Origin of the sequence: Listeria kieliensis, from assembly GCF_003369925.1 — a bacterium.
In the GTDB taxonomy this organism is placed as follows: domain Bacteria; phylum Bacillota; class Bacilli; order Lactobacillales; family Listeriaceae; genus Listeria; species Listeria kieliensis_A.
The window spans coordinates 1,138,951-1,152,270 of the sequence record NZ_LARY01000001.1 but is presented as its reverse complement, the minus strand read 5'-3'; the positions used below and the strand labels follow the sequence as shown (position 1 = coordinate 1,152,270).

Annotated in this window: 9 protein-coding genes, 21 tRNA genes and 1 rRNA gene; 29 read left to right on the top strand and 2 right to left on the bottom strand. The window is 44.4% G+C overall.

Annotated features, from left to right (window positions below; translation table 11 throughout):
- The first annotated feature begins 9 nt into the window (after positions 1-9).
- The 23 genes from rrf (at position 10) to UR08_RS05660 (ending at position 3,313) form a co-directional block, all read left to right on the top strand.
- A 5S ribosomal RNA gene (gene rrf, locus UR08_RS05770) occupies positions 10-125 on the top strand.
- A gap of 11 nt (positions 126-136) precedes the next feature.
- Positions 137-212 (top strand) — tRNA-Val (locus tag UR08_RS05765).
- A gap of 4 nt (positions 213-216) precedes the next feature.
- A tRNA-Thr gene (locus UR08_RS05760) sits at positions 217-292 on the top strand.
- A 41-nt stretch (positions 293-333) separates the two neighbouring features.
- Positions 334-406 (top strand) — tRNA-Lys (locus tag UR08_RS05755).
- A gap of 5 nt (positions 407-411) precedes the next feature.
- Positions 412-493, top strand: a tRNA-Leu gene (locus UR08_RS05750).
- 10 nt (positions 494-503) lie between these two features.
- A tRNA-Gly gene (locus tag UR08_RS05745) sits at positions 504-575 on the top strand.
- A gap of 16 nt (positions 576-591) precedes the next feature.
- Positions 592-680, top strand: a tRNA-Leu gene (locus UR08_RS05740).
- An 18-nt stretch (positions 681-698) separates the two neighbouring features.
- Positions 699-772 (top strand) — tRNA-Arg (locus UR08_RS05735).
- A gap of 9 nt (positions 773-781) precedes the next feature.
- Positions 782-858: transfer RNA gene (locus UR08_RS05730), tRNA-Pro, on the top strand.
- Between the two features lie 26 nt (positions 859-884).
- Positions 885-960, top strand: a tRNA-Ala gene (locus UR08_RS05725).
- Positions 961-995: 35 nt separating this feature from the next.
- Positions 996-1,069 (top strand) — tRNA-Met (locus UR08_RS05720).
- Between the two features lie 10 nt (positions 1,070-1,079).
- Positions 1,080-1,153, top strand: a tRNA-Ile gene (locus tag UR08_RS05715).
- A 23-nt stretch (positions 1,154-1,176) separates the two neighbouring features.
- Positions 1,177-1,266: transfer RNA gene (locus tag UR08_RS05710), tRNA-Ser, on the top strand.
- A 48-nt stretch (positions 1,267-1,314) separates the two neighbouring features.
- A tRNA-Met gene (locus tag UR08_RS05705) sits at positions 1,315-1,388 on the top strand.
- Between the two features lie 4 nt (positions 1,389-1,392).
- A tRNA-Asp gene (locus UR08_RS05700) sits at positions 1,393-1,468 on the top strand.
- A gap of 3 nt (positions 1,469-1,471) precedes the next feature.
- Positions 1,472-1,544: transfer RNA gene (locus UR08_RS05695), tRNA-Phe, on the top strand.
- Between the two features lie 21 nt (positions 1,545-1,565).
- Positions 1,566-1,638: transfer RNA gene (locus tag UR08_RS05690), tRNA-His, on the top strand.
- Positions 1,639-1,659: 21 nt separating this feature from the next.
- A tRNA-Gly gene (locus UR08_RS05685) sits at positions 1,660-1,730 on the top strand.
- Between the two features lie 10 nt (positions 1,731-1,740).
- Positions 1,741-1,814: transfer RNA gene (locus UR08_RS05680), tRNA-Ile, on the top strand.
- A gap of 6 nt (positions 1,815-1,820) precedes the next feature.
- A tRNA-Asn gene (locus UR08_RS05675) sits at positions 1,821-1,892 on the top strand.
- Positions 1,893-1,920: 28 nt separating this feature from the next.
- Positions 1,921-2,011: transfer RNA gene (locus UR08_RS05670), tRNA-Ser, on the top strand.
- Between the two features lie 5 nt (positions 2,012-2,016).
- Positions 2,017-2,088: transfer RNA gene (locus tag UR08_RS05665), tRNA-Glu, on the top strand.
- 67 nt (positions 2,089-2,155) lie between these two features.
- Positions 2,156-3,313 (top strand): MFS transporter, encoded by a 1,158-nt coding sequence (locus UR08_RS05660; protein WP_115752662.1) that lies wholly within the window; start codon positions 2,156-2,158, stop codon positions 3,311-3,313.
- A 50-nt stretch (positions 3,314-3,363) separates the two neighbouring features.
- On the opposite strand, the gene UR08_RS05655 is transcribed toward UR08_RS05660, so the two are convergent.
- Positions 3,364-4,302, bottom strand: a complete 939-nt coding sequence (locus UR08_RS05655; RefSeq protein WP_115752661.1) for a 1,4-dihydroxy-2-naphthoate polyprenyltransferase — start codon at positions 4,300-4,302, stop codon at positions 3,364-3,366.
- Between the two features lie 145 nt (positions 4,303-4,447).
- Here UR08_RS05655 and UR08_RS05650 point away from each other — a divergent pair, with 145 nt between their 5' ends.
- The 6 genes from UR08_RS05650 to UR08_RS05625 are packed head-to-tail and all read left to right on the top strand — an operon-like array spanning position 4,448 to position 12,291.
- Positions 4,448-5,839: an isochorismate synthase gene (locus UR08_RS05650; protein WP_115752660.1), complete on the top strand. Its 1,392-nt coding sequence runs from the start codon at positions 4,448-4,450 to the stop codon at positions 5,837-5,839.
- Positions 5,836-7,575 (top strand): 2-succinyl-5-enolpyruvyl-6-hydroxy-3-cyclohexene-1-carboxylic-acid synthase, encoded by a 1,740-nt coding sequence (gene menD / locus UR08_RS05645; protein WP_115752659.1) that lies wholly within the window; start codon positions 5,836-5,838, stop codon positions 7,573-7,575. The genes UR08_RS05650 and menD overlap by 4 nt, the downstream gene beginning before the upstream one ends.
- The gene (gene menH, locus UR08_RS05640; RefSeq protein WP_115752658.1) at positions 7,572-8,366 is read left to right on the top strand and encodes a 2-succinyl-6-hydroxy-2,4-cyclohexadiene-1-carboxylate synthase; all 795 of its coding nucleotides are present in this window, start codon (positions 7,572-7,574) and stop codon (positions 8,364-8,366) included. Before menD ends, menH begins: the two co-directional genes overlap by 4 nt.
- Before the next feature lie 13 nt (positions 8,367-8,379).
- Positions 8,380-9,195, top strand: coding sequence for a 1,4-dihydroxy-2-naphthoyl-CoA synthase (gene menB, locus UR08_RS05635; protein WP_115752657.1), 816 nt, complete (start codon positions 8,380-8,382; stop codon positions 9,193-9,195).
- A gap of 5 nt (positions 9,196-9,200) precedes the next feature.
- Positions 9,201-10,628 (top strand): o-succinylbenzoate--CoA ligase, encoded by a 1,428-nt coding sequence (locus tag UR08_RS05630; protein ID WP_115752734.1) that lies wholly within the window; start codon positions 9,201-9,203, stop codon positions 10,626-10,628.
- Positions 10,629-10,659: 31 nt separating this feature from the next.
- The gene (locus UR08_RS05625; protein ID WP_115752656.1) at positions 10,660-12,291 is read left to right on the top strand and encodes an NAD-dependent malic enzyme; all 1,632 of its coding nucleotides are present in this window, start codon (positions 10,660-10,662) and stop codon (positions 12,289-12,291) included.
- A 29-nt stretch (positions 12,292-12,320) separates the two neighbouring features.
- On the opposite strand, the gene UR08_RS05620 is transcribed toward UR08_RS05625, so the two are convergent.
- Positions 12,321-13,271, bottom strand: a complete 951-nt coding sequence (locus UR08_RS05620) for a metal ABC transporter solute-binding protein, Zn/Mn family (protein ID WP_115752655.1) — start codon at positions 13,269-13,271, stop codon at positions 12,321-12,323.
- Positions 13,272-13,320: the final 49 nt, after the last annotated feature.

Genomic DNA, 13,320 nt, shown 5'->3' with positions numbered 1-13,320 from the left:
TATTCCTTGTCTGGTGGCTATGGCGAGAAGGTCACACCCGTTCCCATCCCGAACACGGTAGTTAAGCTTCTCCGCGCCGATGGTAGTTGGGGGCTTCCCCCTGTGAGAGTAGGTCGCCGCCGGGCAAGGTTCATTTGGAGGTTTAGCTCAGCTGGGAGAGCATCTGCCTTACAAGCAGAGGGTCAGCGGTTCGATCCCGTTAACCTCCACCATTTAGCCGGCTTAGCTCAGTTGGTAGAGCAACTGATTTGTAATCAGTAGGTCGCGAGTTCGACTCTTGCAGCCGGCACCACTTTTATTGGTTGAACTTACGTTGTAAGTTCGTTATAAAAAGAGCCGTTAGCTCAGTTGGTAGAGCATCTGACTTTTAATCAGAGGGTCGCAGGTTCGAGCCCTGCACGGCTCACTTTTGCGGGTGTGGCGGAATTGGCAGACGCACCAGATTTAGGATCTGGCGCCGCGAGGCGTGGGGGTTCAAGTCCCTTCACCCGCACTTTCATATTGCGGAAGTAGTTCAGTGGTAGAACATCACCTTGCCAAGGTGGGGGTCGCGGGTTCGAACCCCGTCTTCCGCTTTTAGCTAGTCCCGATGCCGGGGTGGCGGAACTGGCAGACGCACAGGACTTAAAATCCTGCGGGTAGTGATACCCGTACCGGTTCGATTCCGGTCCTCGGCACCATTTTTATTGTTTTATGTTGCGCCCATAGCTCAACTGGATAGAGTACCTGACTACGAATCAGGCGGTTGGAGGTTCGACTCCTTCTGGGCGCGCTCTTTATACGGGAAGTAGCTCAGCTTGGTAGAGCACTTGGTTTGGGACCAAGGGGTCGCAGGTTCGAATCCTGTCTTCCCGACCATTTCAAATGAATAACTTCTTATCTTTGGGGCCTTAGCTCAGCTGGGAGAGCGCCTGCTTTGCACGCAGGAGGTCAGCGGTTCGATCCCGCTAGGCTCCACCAATTTAAATTTGTAGTTCTATAAAAATTCTTTTTATGGCGGCGTAGCTCAGCTGGCTAGAGCGTTCGGTTCATACCCGAGAGGTCGTGGGTTCGATTCCCTCCGCCGCTACTTATTACTTGGACCTTTAGCTCAGTTGGTTAGAGCAGACGGCTCATAACCGTCCGGTCGCAGGTTCGAGTCCTGCAAGGTCCACTTGTCATCTCATTTTATATCGTGGAGGAATACCCAAGTCTGGCTGAAGGGATCGGTCTTGAAAACCGACAGGGGTGTAAAAGCTCGCGGGGGTTCGAATCCCTCTTCCTCCGTTTTTCTATTATTAATGTGACTGGTGGACAAAAATTTTATATTATCGTCGCGGGGTGGAGCAGTCTGGTAGCTCGTCGGGCTCATAACCCGAAGGTCGCAGGTTCAAATCCTGTCCCCGCAATCGTGGTTCCGTGGTGTAGGGGTTAACATGCCTGCCTGTCACGCAGGAGATCGCGGGTTCAAATCCCGTCGGAACCGCCATTTGGCTTGGTAGCTCAGTTGGTAGAGCACTTGATTGAAGCTCAAGGTGTCGGCAGTTCGATTCTGTCCCAAGCCACTTTTTAAACTTTTGCCCATGGCGGGTGTGGCGAAGTGGTTAACGCATCGGATTGTGGTTCCGACATTCGTGGGTTCGATTCCCATCATCCGCCCTTGTTATATTAATTTTATATGCGGGTGTAGTTTAGTGGTAAAACCACAGCCTTCCAAGCTGTTGTCGGGAGTTCGATTCTCCTCACCCGCTCTTTTACTAGGGGCCTATAGCTCAGCTGGTTAGAGCGCACGCCTGATAAGCGTGAGGTCGGTGGTTCGAGTCCACTTAGGCCCACTTGATTCCATAGTAGCTCAGTGGTAGAGCAATCGGCTGTTAACCGATCGGTCGTAGGTTCGAGTCCTACCTGTGGAGTTCCTTTTAAAAAAGGATTTATAATAATGGAGAAGTACTCAAGTGGCTGAAGAGGCGCCCCTGCTAAGGGTGTAGGTCGCTCGCGCGGCGCGAGGGTTCAAATCCCTCCTTCTCCGCCAGTTTAGGCCCGTTGGTCAAGCGGTTAAGACACCGCCCTTTCACGGCGGTAACACGGGTTCGAATCCCGTACGGGTCATTTTTTTAAGACAATGCTTAGGTTCCTAGGCATTGTCTTTCTTTTAGTTAAAAAGGAGGGGGTTTCTTTGCAAAATAAGAAAAAAGAGTTTTGGATTTTAACGGTTATTGTAGCTATTTCTGGTCTTTCACAAGGGCTTCTTTTGCCGCTAATTTCGATTATTTTTGAAGAGAAAGGGATTAGTTCTGGCATCAATGGCTTCCATGCTACGGGAATTTACATCGGCGTTCTTTTGATTTCACCGTTCATCGAGGCCCCACTACATAAATATGGATTTAAGCCAATTATTTTAATGGGCGGTTTTTTAGTTGCCATAGCATTATTGCTATTTCCTGTTTGGTTTAATTTATTTTTCTGGTTTTTCTTACGCTTAGTTATTGGTGTAGGGGACCATATGTTACATTTTTCTTCGCAAACTTGGATTGGTGCGATGACGGAACCGCAAAAGCGTGGAAGGAATATGGCAGTTTATGGGTTGTTTTTCTCGCTTGGATTTGCGATTGGCCCACAATTGGTTAATTTAACGCATATTAGCCCTAATTTTCCCTTTTATGCTTCAGGCATACTCGTGTTGATCGCTTGGTCGTTAATTTGGTTCATTCGGAATGAGTTTATTTCGGAAGGTGAGGAAATACGGAAGATTTCTTTTTTTGCAAGTATGAAACGTTTTTCTGCGGTACTCAAATTTGCATGGGTGGCCATGATTCCACCGTTTTTATATGGTGTCCTTGAAACCGGTTTAAATGCGACCTTTCCGATTGTCGGTTTGCGGGATAACATGGATACGTTTTTAATCACAACCATTATTTCCTCTTTTTCTGTCGGGACCATTTTGTTTCAAGTTCCAATTGGGATTTTTAGTGATAAAATGGGACGTGGCAAGGTACTGCCGATTTTTACATTTTTAGGAAGCCTAGTCTTTTTATCTCTTGCTTTTATCTCGACAAATTGGCTTTTCATTGCATTCTTTTTTATTCTTGGGATTCTTGTTGGGTCGCTTTATTCGCTCGGGCTTTCTTATATGACCGATTTGACACCTGTCGAACTTCTTCCTGCAGGAAACATATTAGTTGGGATGTGCTTCAGTATGGGGAGTATCCTCGGCCCAAGTATTACGGGGGCGCTTATTGGAATGCTTGGTTCGGTAAGCTTTTATTATGTGATTGCGATTTTGCTCGCACTTGGCTCATTTGGCTTGTTTACACAACGGAAAAATATGGCGTAAAAAAGCAGTGGGATTTGTTTTGTGAAACAAATCCCACTGCTTTTTTTGATTTACATAAATAGATTTTTTTGAAGTAAACTGAGTAAGTATGCAATGGCTAGCAATAAGCCAAAGAAAGTGATGGCCTTGGATGTTGCTTTCATGGCTGGCATCATCGAGAGCGGCTCGCTTTTGCCAATGTAGCCTCGAACGGCTCGGATGGCTTCTCTTGCACTAAGTAGGATGATTAAAGTCCAGTAAGGTGCGTCCATCCAAATGATAAGTGAAAGCTCGAAGACATAAGCGAATAAAAAGGCTGAGCCAAACAGCAAGGTTCCTGCCTTACGTCCTAAAAGAATGGCCAAGGTGAGGCGTCCGCTTTTTTTGTCGGGAACAAGGTCTCGTAAGCTATTAGCGAGAAGCAAGTTACCAACGAGGACCATCACCGGTATGGAAATATAAACGATTTCTTTTCCGATGAACTCAGCTTGAATATAGAAGGAAATAAAGGTAATGATTCCTCCCATGAAAAAGCCTGCCATGATTTCACCAAAGGGTGTATAGGCGATCGGGTAGGGGCCACCAGTATACAGGTAACCAACAAGCATGCAAATGGCGCCAAGTAAGCCGACATACCAGTTTAACTCGATGGATAAATATATCCCACCTAGTATGGAAAGGATATAAAGGAAAATCGCTAGGAATAAAATGAATCCTGGGCGCATGCCATTTCTGACGATAGCTCCTCCATTTCCAACTGAATGCTCGTCATCGTGTCCTTTTTTATAGTCATAGTATTCGTTAAATAAATTGGCGGAAGTTTGAATGAAAAAACAGGCAATCAGCATGACAATGAAACGTAAGAAATGAAAATTTGTATAGCTCATTGCAACGGATGTGCCTAGAAAGACGGGAACAAAAGAGGCAACTAAAGTATGTGGACGAAGTAGCCGCCACCATTTTTTGAATCCGGATTCCTTTTCAAGAACTTGTTTTTCATAAGTTGCCATTTTTTTCGCTCCTTTTTTAAACGGTCTTTCTTCATTTTAGGGAAATAATCGTGTTTCGTCAATCCTTAAGAAAGAAAGCGAAAATTAGGCAGGAAGGGCTCACTTTTGATATAATGGAGGAAGTGTAGTAAAGGAGAGATGAGAAATGGGAATCACATTACCTCTTGCTTTATTTGAACAAGCAAAACGTCATGCGACAAAGGATGAACCAGCACTTCTTAGTTATGTTCATGAATTTACGTCTGATGTTTCACCGCTTGTTTTATATCAGAAAGCAAAAGATGCTTTTTCTGGAGAACGATTTTTTTGGCAAAATCCTGAAAAAACTCTTACACTGGCAGGTTTTGGTGTAACTGAACAATTTTTAGCTCAAGATAAACAAAAAGATGCATATGTGGGTCTTGAAGATAGAATTCGTGCACTTAAAGTTAGAACGGTTACAAACGCGACGGAAAAGCAAACGGGTCCACTTTATTTCGGGGGCTTTGCTTTTGATCCTGAACGTGAAACTGGAAAAGAGTGGCAAGTTTTTAAAGATGCTTTATTTTATTTGCCGCTTTTCATGGTAACGAAAAAGAAAGAACGAGTTTTCTTGACGGTAAATGTTGTCATTTATCCGGATGATGAAACGAACAAGTTTGAAGCTGTTCAGGCGCAGTGGGAAAAAATTGCGAATGCAGCGGTTCCAAGTTTGGAAATTGATACGCTTGTTTCTGCTAAGGAACTGGATCCGGATGCCTTTTTAGAGAATGCAGCAGAGATTGTTAGTTTGTTACAAGGTTCCGAAGACTTACATAAAGTCGTTTTATCTCGACGGATGGGACTTCGCTTTGGCCATCAAGTTGATAGTGGGGCTGTTTTGGAGCAGATGATAAAAACGCAAAACAGTAGCTATTTCTTTGTTCTTGAAAAAGGATCGGCACTATTTTTTGGAGCTACACCAGAGCGGCTTGTTGAAGTCTCGGATGGTGAGGTTTATTCCGCTTGTGTGGCAGGATCTGCCCCTCGCGGTAAAACAGAAGCTGAGGATGAAAAACTTGGAAATGAGCTACTGACGGATGCGAAAAATTTACGTGAACATCGCTATGTAGTGGATATGATTGAAGATACACTCCGAGGATTTACAGAGGATTTATCGGTCTCAAGTGAGCCTGTGTTGCTTAAAAATCGAGATATTCAGCATCTTTATATGCATGTAAAAGCGAAGAAACGTGCAGATGTAACGATTACGGAGATTGCGCGAGCGCTTCATCCTACACCAGCGCTTGGCGGTTTGCCACAACAAATGGCCAAAGCGATTATTCGAATGAAAGAAACGGATGATCGTGGTTTATACGGCGCACCAGTAGGGTTTGTGAATATGGATTTCGAGGGCGAATTTGCTGTAGCGATTCGTTCTGGGCTTGTAGTGGACTCATTAGGTATTTTATTTGCGGGCTGCGGAATTGTTTCGGACTCTGTACCTGCGAAAGAGTTAGAAGAAACACGGATGAAATTTCAACCAATGCTTAGAGTATTAGGGGGAACGGAATTATGACAAATCATCAAGAAGCAATGACGGCTTATTTAAGTGCTTTTGTAGAAGAACTGGTTCAAGCAGGTGTAAAGGATGCAGTGGTTAGTCCGGGATCACGTTCTACACCACTTGCGCTTTTATTTGCAGAACATCCAACTCTTAAAATACATGTGGATGTGGATGAACGTTCGGCTGGTTTTTTTGCACTTGGAATGGCGAAAGCTTCTAAGCGTCCTGTTGTGCTTCTTGCAACAAGTGGAACGGCGGTTGCCAATTATTTTCCAGCGGTTGCGGAAGCAAATTTGTCGCAGATTCCACTTGTTGTTTTGACGTCGGACCGTCCGCATGAATTGCGAAATGTAGGGGCTCCACAAGCAATGGATCAAATTCATTTGTTTGGGACTCACGTAAAAAGTTTCACGGATATGGCGCTTCCAGAAGACTCAGAAGAGATGATTCGTTATGCGAAATGGCATGGCAGTCGTTCTGTCGATATCGCGCTCAAAACGCCACGTGGTCCGGTTCATGTGAACTTCCCGCTTCGTGAGCCATTAATTCCGATCTTAGATCCTTCTCCTTTTGCGGCAACGGATAAAAAGCGGCATCATGTGCACATTTATTATACGCATGAAGTGCTTGAAGAAGAAGCGCTTTCGAAGATGGTACAGGCTTGTAATGGGAAGAAAGGCTTGTTTATCGTTGGACCGCTCAATAAAAAAGAAATTGAAACTAAATTTATCGAAACAGCTCGAAATTTTGGTTGGCCCATTTTGGCGGACCCACTTTCAGGACTTCGTTCTTACGGGGAACTAGATGAGCTTGTTGTGGATAATTATGATGCTTTACTGAAAAATGATGTGTTTAAAAAGGAAATGGAACCAGAAATTGTTATTCGTTTCGGCGGGATGCCTGTTTCAAAACCGTTGAAAATTTGGTTGGAATCTCTTTCACACGTGCGCACATTCGTAGTTGATCCGGGGGCTGCTTGGCGGGATCCTGTAAAAGGTGTCACGGATATGATTCATTGTGATGAGCGTTTTTTACTAGAAGCATTGAAGGATGCGCAAGTTGAACAGCCCGAACACTGGTTGAACTGTTGGCAATCTCATAATCAAGCGGCTCGTCGCGTTTTAGAAGGACATATGACTTCGATTGACCGTTTAGAAGAAGGGCAAGTTGTGTATGAGCTTAGGAAGCAACTCCCGGAAGAAGCTGGTTTGTTTATTGGGAACAGTATGCCGATTCGTGATGTAGATACGTATTTTATGCAGACAGATAAGAAAATTAAGATGCTCGCTAATCGCGGGGCAAATGGTATTGATGGTGTGGTTTCAGCGGCACTTGGTGCGAGCACAGTACTGCAACCGATGTATCTTTTAATTGGTGATTTATCTTTCTATCATGATATGAATGGGCTTTTGATGGCCAAAAAATATAAGCTGAATTTAACGATTGTTGTGGTGAATAACAACGGTGGCGGGATTTTTTCATTCTTACCGCAAAGCAAGGAATCAAAGTATTTCGAGACGTTATTTGGCACGGCAACAGATTTAGATTTCCGCTACGCAGCAGCGCTTTATGATGCGAATTATGAAGAGGTATTTGCAGTAGAAGCGTTTCGTGATGCGCTAGATAAGGCGGCTTATCACAAAGGGCTTGATATTATTGAAGTGCATACGAATCGACATGAAAATAAGGCAGGGCATGACTTGTTATGGCAAAAGATAGCGGATCAGATTGAACGTGATTCAAAATGAATTTGTTCTATGAGGTGAAGCGTTTCGGGCCAGGGCCCATTTTTTTGATGCTTCATGGTTTTACAGGAACGCACGAAACGTTTCAAGAATTGCTTCAACACTTTTCTTATGGGACGGTGATTCTGCCTGATTTACCTGGGCACGGGAAGTCGCAAGCGGCTAGCGAGAAAGATTATTCGCTTCAAGAAACGGAAAGGGCTTTACTTGCGATTTTGGAATCGGAGTGTCCCAATGAAAAACCTGTTTTACTAGGATATTCGATGGGAGGAAGGCTCGCGCTTGCGCTTTCTGTAGATTATCCGGATGCTTTTTCGGGGCTTGTGCTTATGAGTAGCTCACCGGGATTGAAGACGGAAAGTGAGCGACACAAGCGTCGTAAGCAAGATGAGAAATGGGTGGATTTACTTCGCACAAGCGGGATTGACTTGTTTGTGCAAAAATGGGAGCGGCTCGCTCTTTTTGATTCTCAGCGCGAACTCCCTGTTTCTAGTCAAGAAAAGATCCAAACTGAACGGCTCGGGCAAAATCCAGAGGGACTTGCGAAAAGCCTGCTTGGGGTTGGAACGGGGGTGCTTCCTTCATACTGGGACAACTTGCAGGAACTCACACTCCCGGTTTTGCTTCTTGCGGGTGAGAAGGATTTGAAATTTACGAGGTTTGCAAATGAAATGCTTGAGAAACTGCCGAATCGGGTTTATCATGAAATAGCGGGTGTTGGTCATGCTTTACAGCTTGAGGCACCAGAAGAGACGGCACGGGTGATTCAGCGCTTTTGTAAGGATTATTTATAGGAGGGTTTAGTTTATGGTGAACTGGACAACGGAAAAGGAATACGAGGAAATCAAATATGAATCTTTTGAAGGAGTGGCTAAGGTAACGATCAATCGTCCACATGTACATAATGCGTTTACGCCAAATACGGTGATGGAAATGATGGATGCGTTTAGCATTGCTCGTGATGATGAAAAAATCGGCGTGATTATTTTAACGGGTGAAGGCGATAAAGCTTTTTGTTCGGGCGGCGATCAGAAGGTTCGTGGTCACGGGGGTTATGTTGGCGATGACCAAATTCCTCGGCTCAATGTTTTGGATTTGCAACGCTTGATTCGTGTGATTCCGAAACCTGTCATTGCGATGGTTGCTGGTTGGTCAATTGGCGGCGGTAATGTACTTCAACTGGTTTGTGATATTACGATTGCAGCGGATAATGCGAAGTTTGGTCAAACGGGACCAAATGTCGGAAGTTTTGATGCGGGATACGGATCGGGCTACTTGGCGCGTGTAATTGGGCACAAGAAAGCGAAAGAAGTTTGGTTTATGTGTCGCCAGTATACGGCAGAAGAAGCGCTTGATATGGGATGGATCAACACGGTTGTACCACTTGCGAAACTCGAAACAGAAACGCTTGCTTGGGCGAAGGAAATGCTTAAGAAGAGTCCAACGGCGCTTCGTTTTATCAAGGCTGCCTTTAATGCGGATACGGATGGTCTTGCGGGCATTCAACAACTTGCCGGGGATGCTACTTTACTTTACTATACAACGGATGAAGCGAAGGAAGGTCGCGATGCCTTTAAGGAAAAACGCGATCCTGACTTTGATCAATTTCCGAAGTTTCCGTGATCAAAATGGAACATTGGCTTAAAATGCGAGCGCAGCTTTCGGGTGAGAAAACTGCGCTTTATTTTGAAGGGAAGTCGTTTTCGTTCGCAGAGGTTTATGAGACGGCAAGGGCATTTGCGATGCGACTTTCGGCTCTCGGAATTAAAAAACGCGATTTTGTAGGTTTGCTTGGTCAAAATGACGCAGCGACCTATTTTTGGATTCATGCACTTGGATTGCTTGGCGCTGTTCCGGTTTTTTTGAATAACCGACTTTCAGCGAGTGAGATGAACTATCAACTTGCGGACAGCGGGGCGGAGTATTGCTTATTTCAAGATGATTTTTCGGAAAAAGCGGCGGATTTAAATGTGTCTGTACAATCTTTTTCAGCGCTTGAAGCTTTGTCTGGCGCAGCTTTCACCGAAATGGACTTAGACTTGGCGGATGTGGCTTCTTTGATGTACACTTCAGGTACGACGGGGAAACCGAAGGGAGTTTTGCAAACCTTTGGGAATCATTTCTTCAGTGCGACGGCGTCCATGCTCAATTTTGGTTTTCAAAAGGAACGTGATGCTTGGCTTTGTGTCGTGCCGATTTTTCATATTAGTGGGCTTTCGATTTTGATGCGCAGTTTGATTTATGGCATGCCGGTTTATTTGGAGCGGAAATTTGATGTCGAAAACGTGGCATCAAAACTTGAAAGCGGGGAAGTGACGCATGTTTCCGTAGTTCTGACAATGCTAAAACGTTTGCTTGACCGGGACCAAGAGGTTTTGGTTCATCCGAATTTGCGGGTGGTTTTGCTTGGCGGCAGTGCGGCACCGGCTTCGGTTGTTTCGGATAGTTTGGAGCGTGGGTTTCCACTTGTTCAATCGTTTGGGATGACGGAGACGGCTTCGCAAGTTGTTTCGCTTGCGCCAGAAGAGGCTCGCGCGAAAATTGGTTCATCGGGACGTATTCTTTTTCCTTCTGAATTAAAGATTGTGAAGCAAAACGAAACAGATCGTGACGGAGAAATTTGGATTAAAGGACCGACGGTTTTCGCGGGGTATTTACATAATGAAGAAGCAACGAAAGAGGCTTTTTCTGACGGTTATTTTAAAACTGGTGACATCGGTTATCTCGATCAAGATGGCTATTTATTTGTCTCTGAGCGGCGCAGTGACTTGATTATTTCCGGCGGCGAAAATGTGTATCCGACCGAAGTGGAACATGTATTTTTAAGTTTTCCAGAAATTTCGGAAGCGGCTGTTGTGGGTGAGCCTGATTCAGAGTGGGGAGAAATTCCCGTTGCGCACCTTGTCAAACGGTCCGAGATTTCGGAAGCGGAAATTTTTCAACGGCTGAAAAAGCAATTAGCAGCTTTCAAAATACCCAAGCGTTTGGTTTTCCATGAAACTCTTCCAAGAACGGCTTCAGGTAAAATTCAGCGTCACAAGTTAAAAACGAAGTAAGGACTAAGAAAGATGGGAAGGGGAAGAAAAAATGCCCGACTTGAAAGGAAAAATACGTTTAGAAGATCCCTTTTTAAATAAAGGACTTGCTTTTACTGAGCAAGAACGCGAGTCTTATGGATTGCACGGGTTACTGCCTGATAAAACTCGCACGCTACTTGAACAAGTGGAACTCGAATATCAAAAACTTGGTAAACTCACAGATCCCTATGCGAAAAATAAATATTTGATGACGCTTTATCATACGAATCGCGTTTTGTTTTACCGACTGATTAGCGAACATATCGAAGAATTGCTTCCTGTTATTTATACGCCAACCATTGCGGATAGTGTGATGCACTATTCGAAGGATTTCGCGGAAATGACAGAAGCGGTTTTCGTTGATAGTGAGCATCCAGAACGGATTCGGGATGCTCTTCTTGAAGCCAGTCGTTCGCTTGAACAGGTTGATTTACTCGTGATTACAGATGGAGAAGGCGTGCTTGGGATTGGCGATTGGGGGGTTGGCGGTGTAATGATTGCGGTTGGGAAGCTTGTCGTTTATACGGTTGCTTCTGGAATTGACCCGAAACGCGTTTTGCCTGTTGTGATTGATAACGGAACAAGCCGTTCGGAACTTTTAAATGATCCTCATTATGTAGGCAAGAAAAAACCGCGCTTGACGGGCGAAACCTATCTTCAGTTCGTTGACCGCCTAGTTACAGAAGCTGAAAAGGCGTTTCCAGGGGTTTTATTCCACTGGGAAGACTTCGGTCGTGAAAATGCGAGTGTTATTCTTGAACGATACCGAAATCGCCTAACAACGTTTAATGATGATATCCAAGGAACAGGAGTCATGATGGCTGCAGCGGCACATGCGGTGAGCAAAGTAACGCAAAAACCGCTTACGGAGCATCGCTTTTTGATTTTTGGGGCAGGAACCGCTGGTGTGGGCGTGGCGGAACAAATTAAGCTTGAACTAGTTCGTGCTGGCTTGAGCGAAGAAGCGGCACGAAATCAATTTTATTTGATTGACCGAAATGGTTTGATCACAGAGGATATGCTGGATTTAACGGATGGACAAAGTCGGCTAGCTCGAAAAGAAATGGAACTACGTGGTTTGACAGAGCTTCCGGAAATCATTCAACATGTTATGCCAACCGTTTTGATCGGCACGAGTGGGCAACCAGGTGCTTTTACACAAGAAGCGGTGACGGCGATGTGCGCGTATCAAGTACGACCTGCGATCATGCCTATCTCAAATCCGACTCATTTAGCTGAAGCGAAAGCTGAAGATTTGATTCGGTGGAGTGATGGAAAGGCACTGGTCGTAACGGGGAGTCCGTCAAAACCGGTTTCTTACCAAGGTGTTTCTTATGAGATCGGGCAAGCGAATAATGCTTTACTTTATCCAGGACTTGGACTGGGTATTGTGATTTCAAAAGCTAAACGAGTAACAGATGGCATGCTATCAAGTGCAGCGAATAGTTTAGGCGAATTGCAAGATTTAAAACGCCAAGGTGCCTCGTTACTTCCGCCTGTCAAAGAGGTTCGTAAAGTCTCGCGAGTGGTTACGGAAGCAGTTGTGCAAGCAGCGATTCATGATCAAGTGAATACAAAAGATATTCCAGATGTGAAGAAAGCTGTCGCAAAGGCCATTTGGCAAGCGGAATACGAAAATTAAAAAACTGGGGCATTTTTTGCCCCAGTTTTTTAATAGTTTAATGCTTCTTTTAATGCTTTCAAATTATCGTTCATAATAGAAATATAATCTCGATTTTGATGGATGTCTTTTTCAGTTAATGTTTCTAAATTGTGTAGTTTTAGTGTTTTTGTATACGTTTCGCTTTGAATGACATCGGCAATCTTGGAATTTGTATTTTGTTCCAGCATAATGTAGGGAATCTTATCTTTCTTGATCGTTTGAACAATGGTTTGTAGTTTCTTTTGCGACGGCTCATCACTCGTTGAAATCCCAGCAATCGGAATTTGGTGTAAGCCATAGGCCGTATCCCAATAGCTGTAAGCAGCATGCGCGGTTACAAAGTCTTTATGTTTGGCTGTTTTCGCCATTTCTGCATAAGCATTATCAAGCTTTTTAAGTTTTTCAATGGTTTTTTTGTAGTTGGCTTCAAAAGTGGCTTTTTGTTTCGGCATTTCTTGCGTTAAACGATCTTTGACGATTTTGGCCATTTCTTCCATATATTTTGGATAAAGCCAGACGTGTGGATTTATATCACCATGATCATGATCTTCATCTTCGTGATCGTGTTCTTCTTCAAACGCGGCGTCAGGATCTTTCGGGAGATCGAGTTTTTCAGCAAGTGGAATGAAGGACACGTTTTCATCTTTTAGTGTCGTTTTGGCTTTATCGACAAACCCTTCCATTCCAAGGCCAATGTAGAAGAAAAGGTTGCTATTTGCTAGCTTTAGCATGTCTTTTTGAGTAGGTTCGAAACTATGTGCATCCGCACCAGCAGGGTAAATGCTTTTCACATGCACATAAGCACCTCCAATTTGTTGTGTTAAGTAGGTCAGGGGATAAACGGTCGTATAGACTTGAATTTTCCCATCTTCTTTTTTCGTTTCGTCTGATCCGCCGCAGGCAGCAAGCAGTAAAACAAGAATAAGTAAAGGGGCTAGCAATTTTTGCCAGTTTTTCATCGGTAATACTCAACTCCTTAAATCAAAATCATTCCGTTTTAGGAATCAA

What these genes read in the sequence shown, in the direction of transcription:
- UR08_RS05655 (WP_115752661.1), bottom strand. Translation starts at nt 4,302, where the DNA reads ATGGCAACTTATGAAAAACAAGTTCTTGAAAAGGAATCCGGATTCAAA.
- UR08_RS05630 (WP_115752734.1), top strand. Translation starts at nt 9,201, where the DNA reads ATGGAACATTGGCTTAAAATGCGAGCGCAGCTTTCGGGTGAGAAAACT.
- menH (WP_115752658.1), top strand. Translation starts at nt 7,572, where the DNA reads ATGAATTTGTTCTATGAGGTGAAGCGTTTCGGGCCAGGGCCCATTTTT.
- menB (WP_115752657.1), top strand. Translation starts at nt 8,380, where the DNA reads ATGGTGAACTGGACAACGGAAAAGGAATACGAGGAAATCAAATATGAA.
- menD (WP_115752659.1), top strand. Translation starts at nt 5,836, where the DNA reads ATGACAAATCATCAAGAAGCAATGACGGCTTATTTAAGTGCTTTTGTA.
- UR08_RS05620 (WP_115752655.1), bottom strand. Translation starts at nt 13,271, where the DNA reads ATGAAAAACTGGCAAAAATTGCTAGCCCCTTTACTTATTCTTGTTTTA.
- UR08_RS05650 (WP_115752660.1), top strand. Translation starts at nt 4,448, where the DNA reads ATGGGAATCACATTACCTCTTGCTTTATTTGAACAAGCAAAACGTCAT.
- UR08_RS05625 (WP_115752656.1), top strand. Translation starts at nt 10,660, where the DNA reads ATGCCCGACTTGAAAGGAAAAATACGTTTAGAAGATCCCTTTTTAAAT.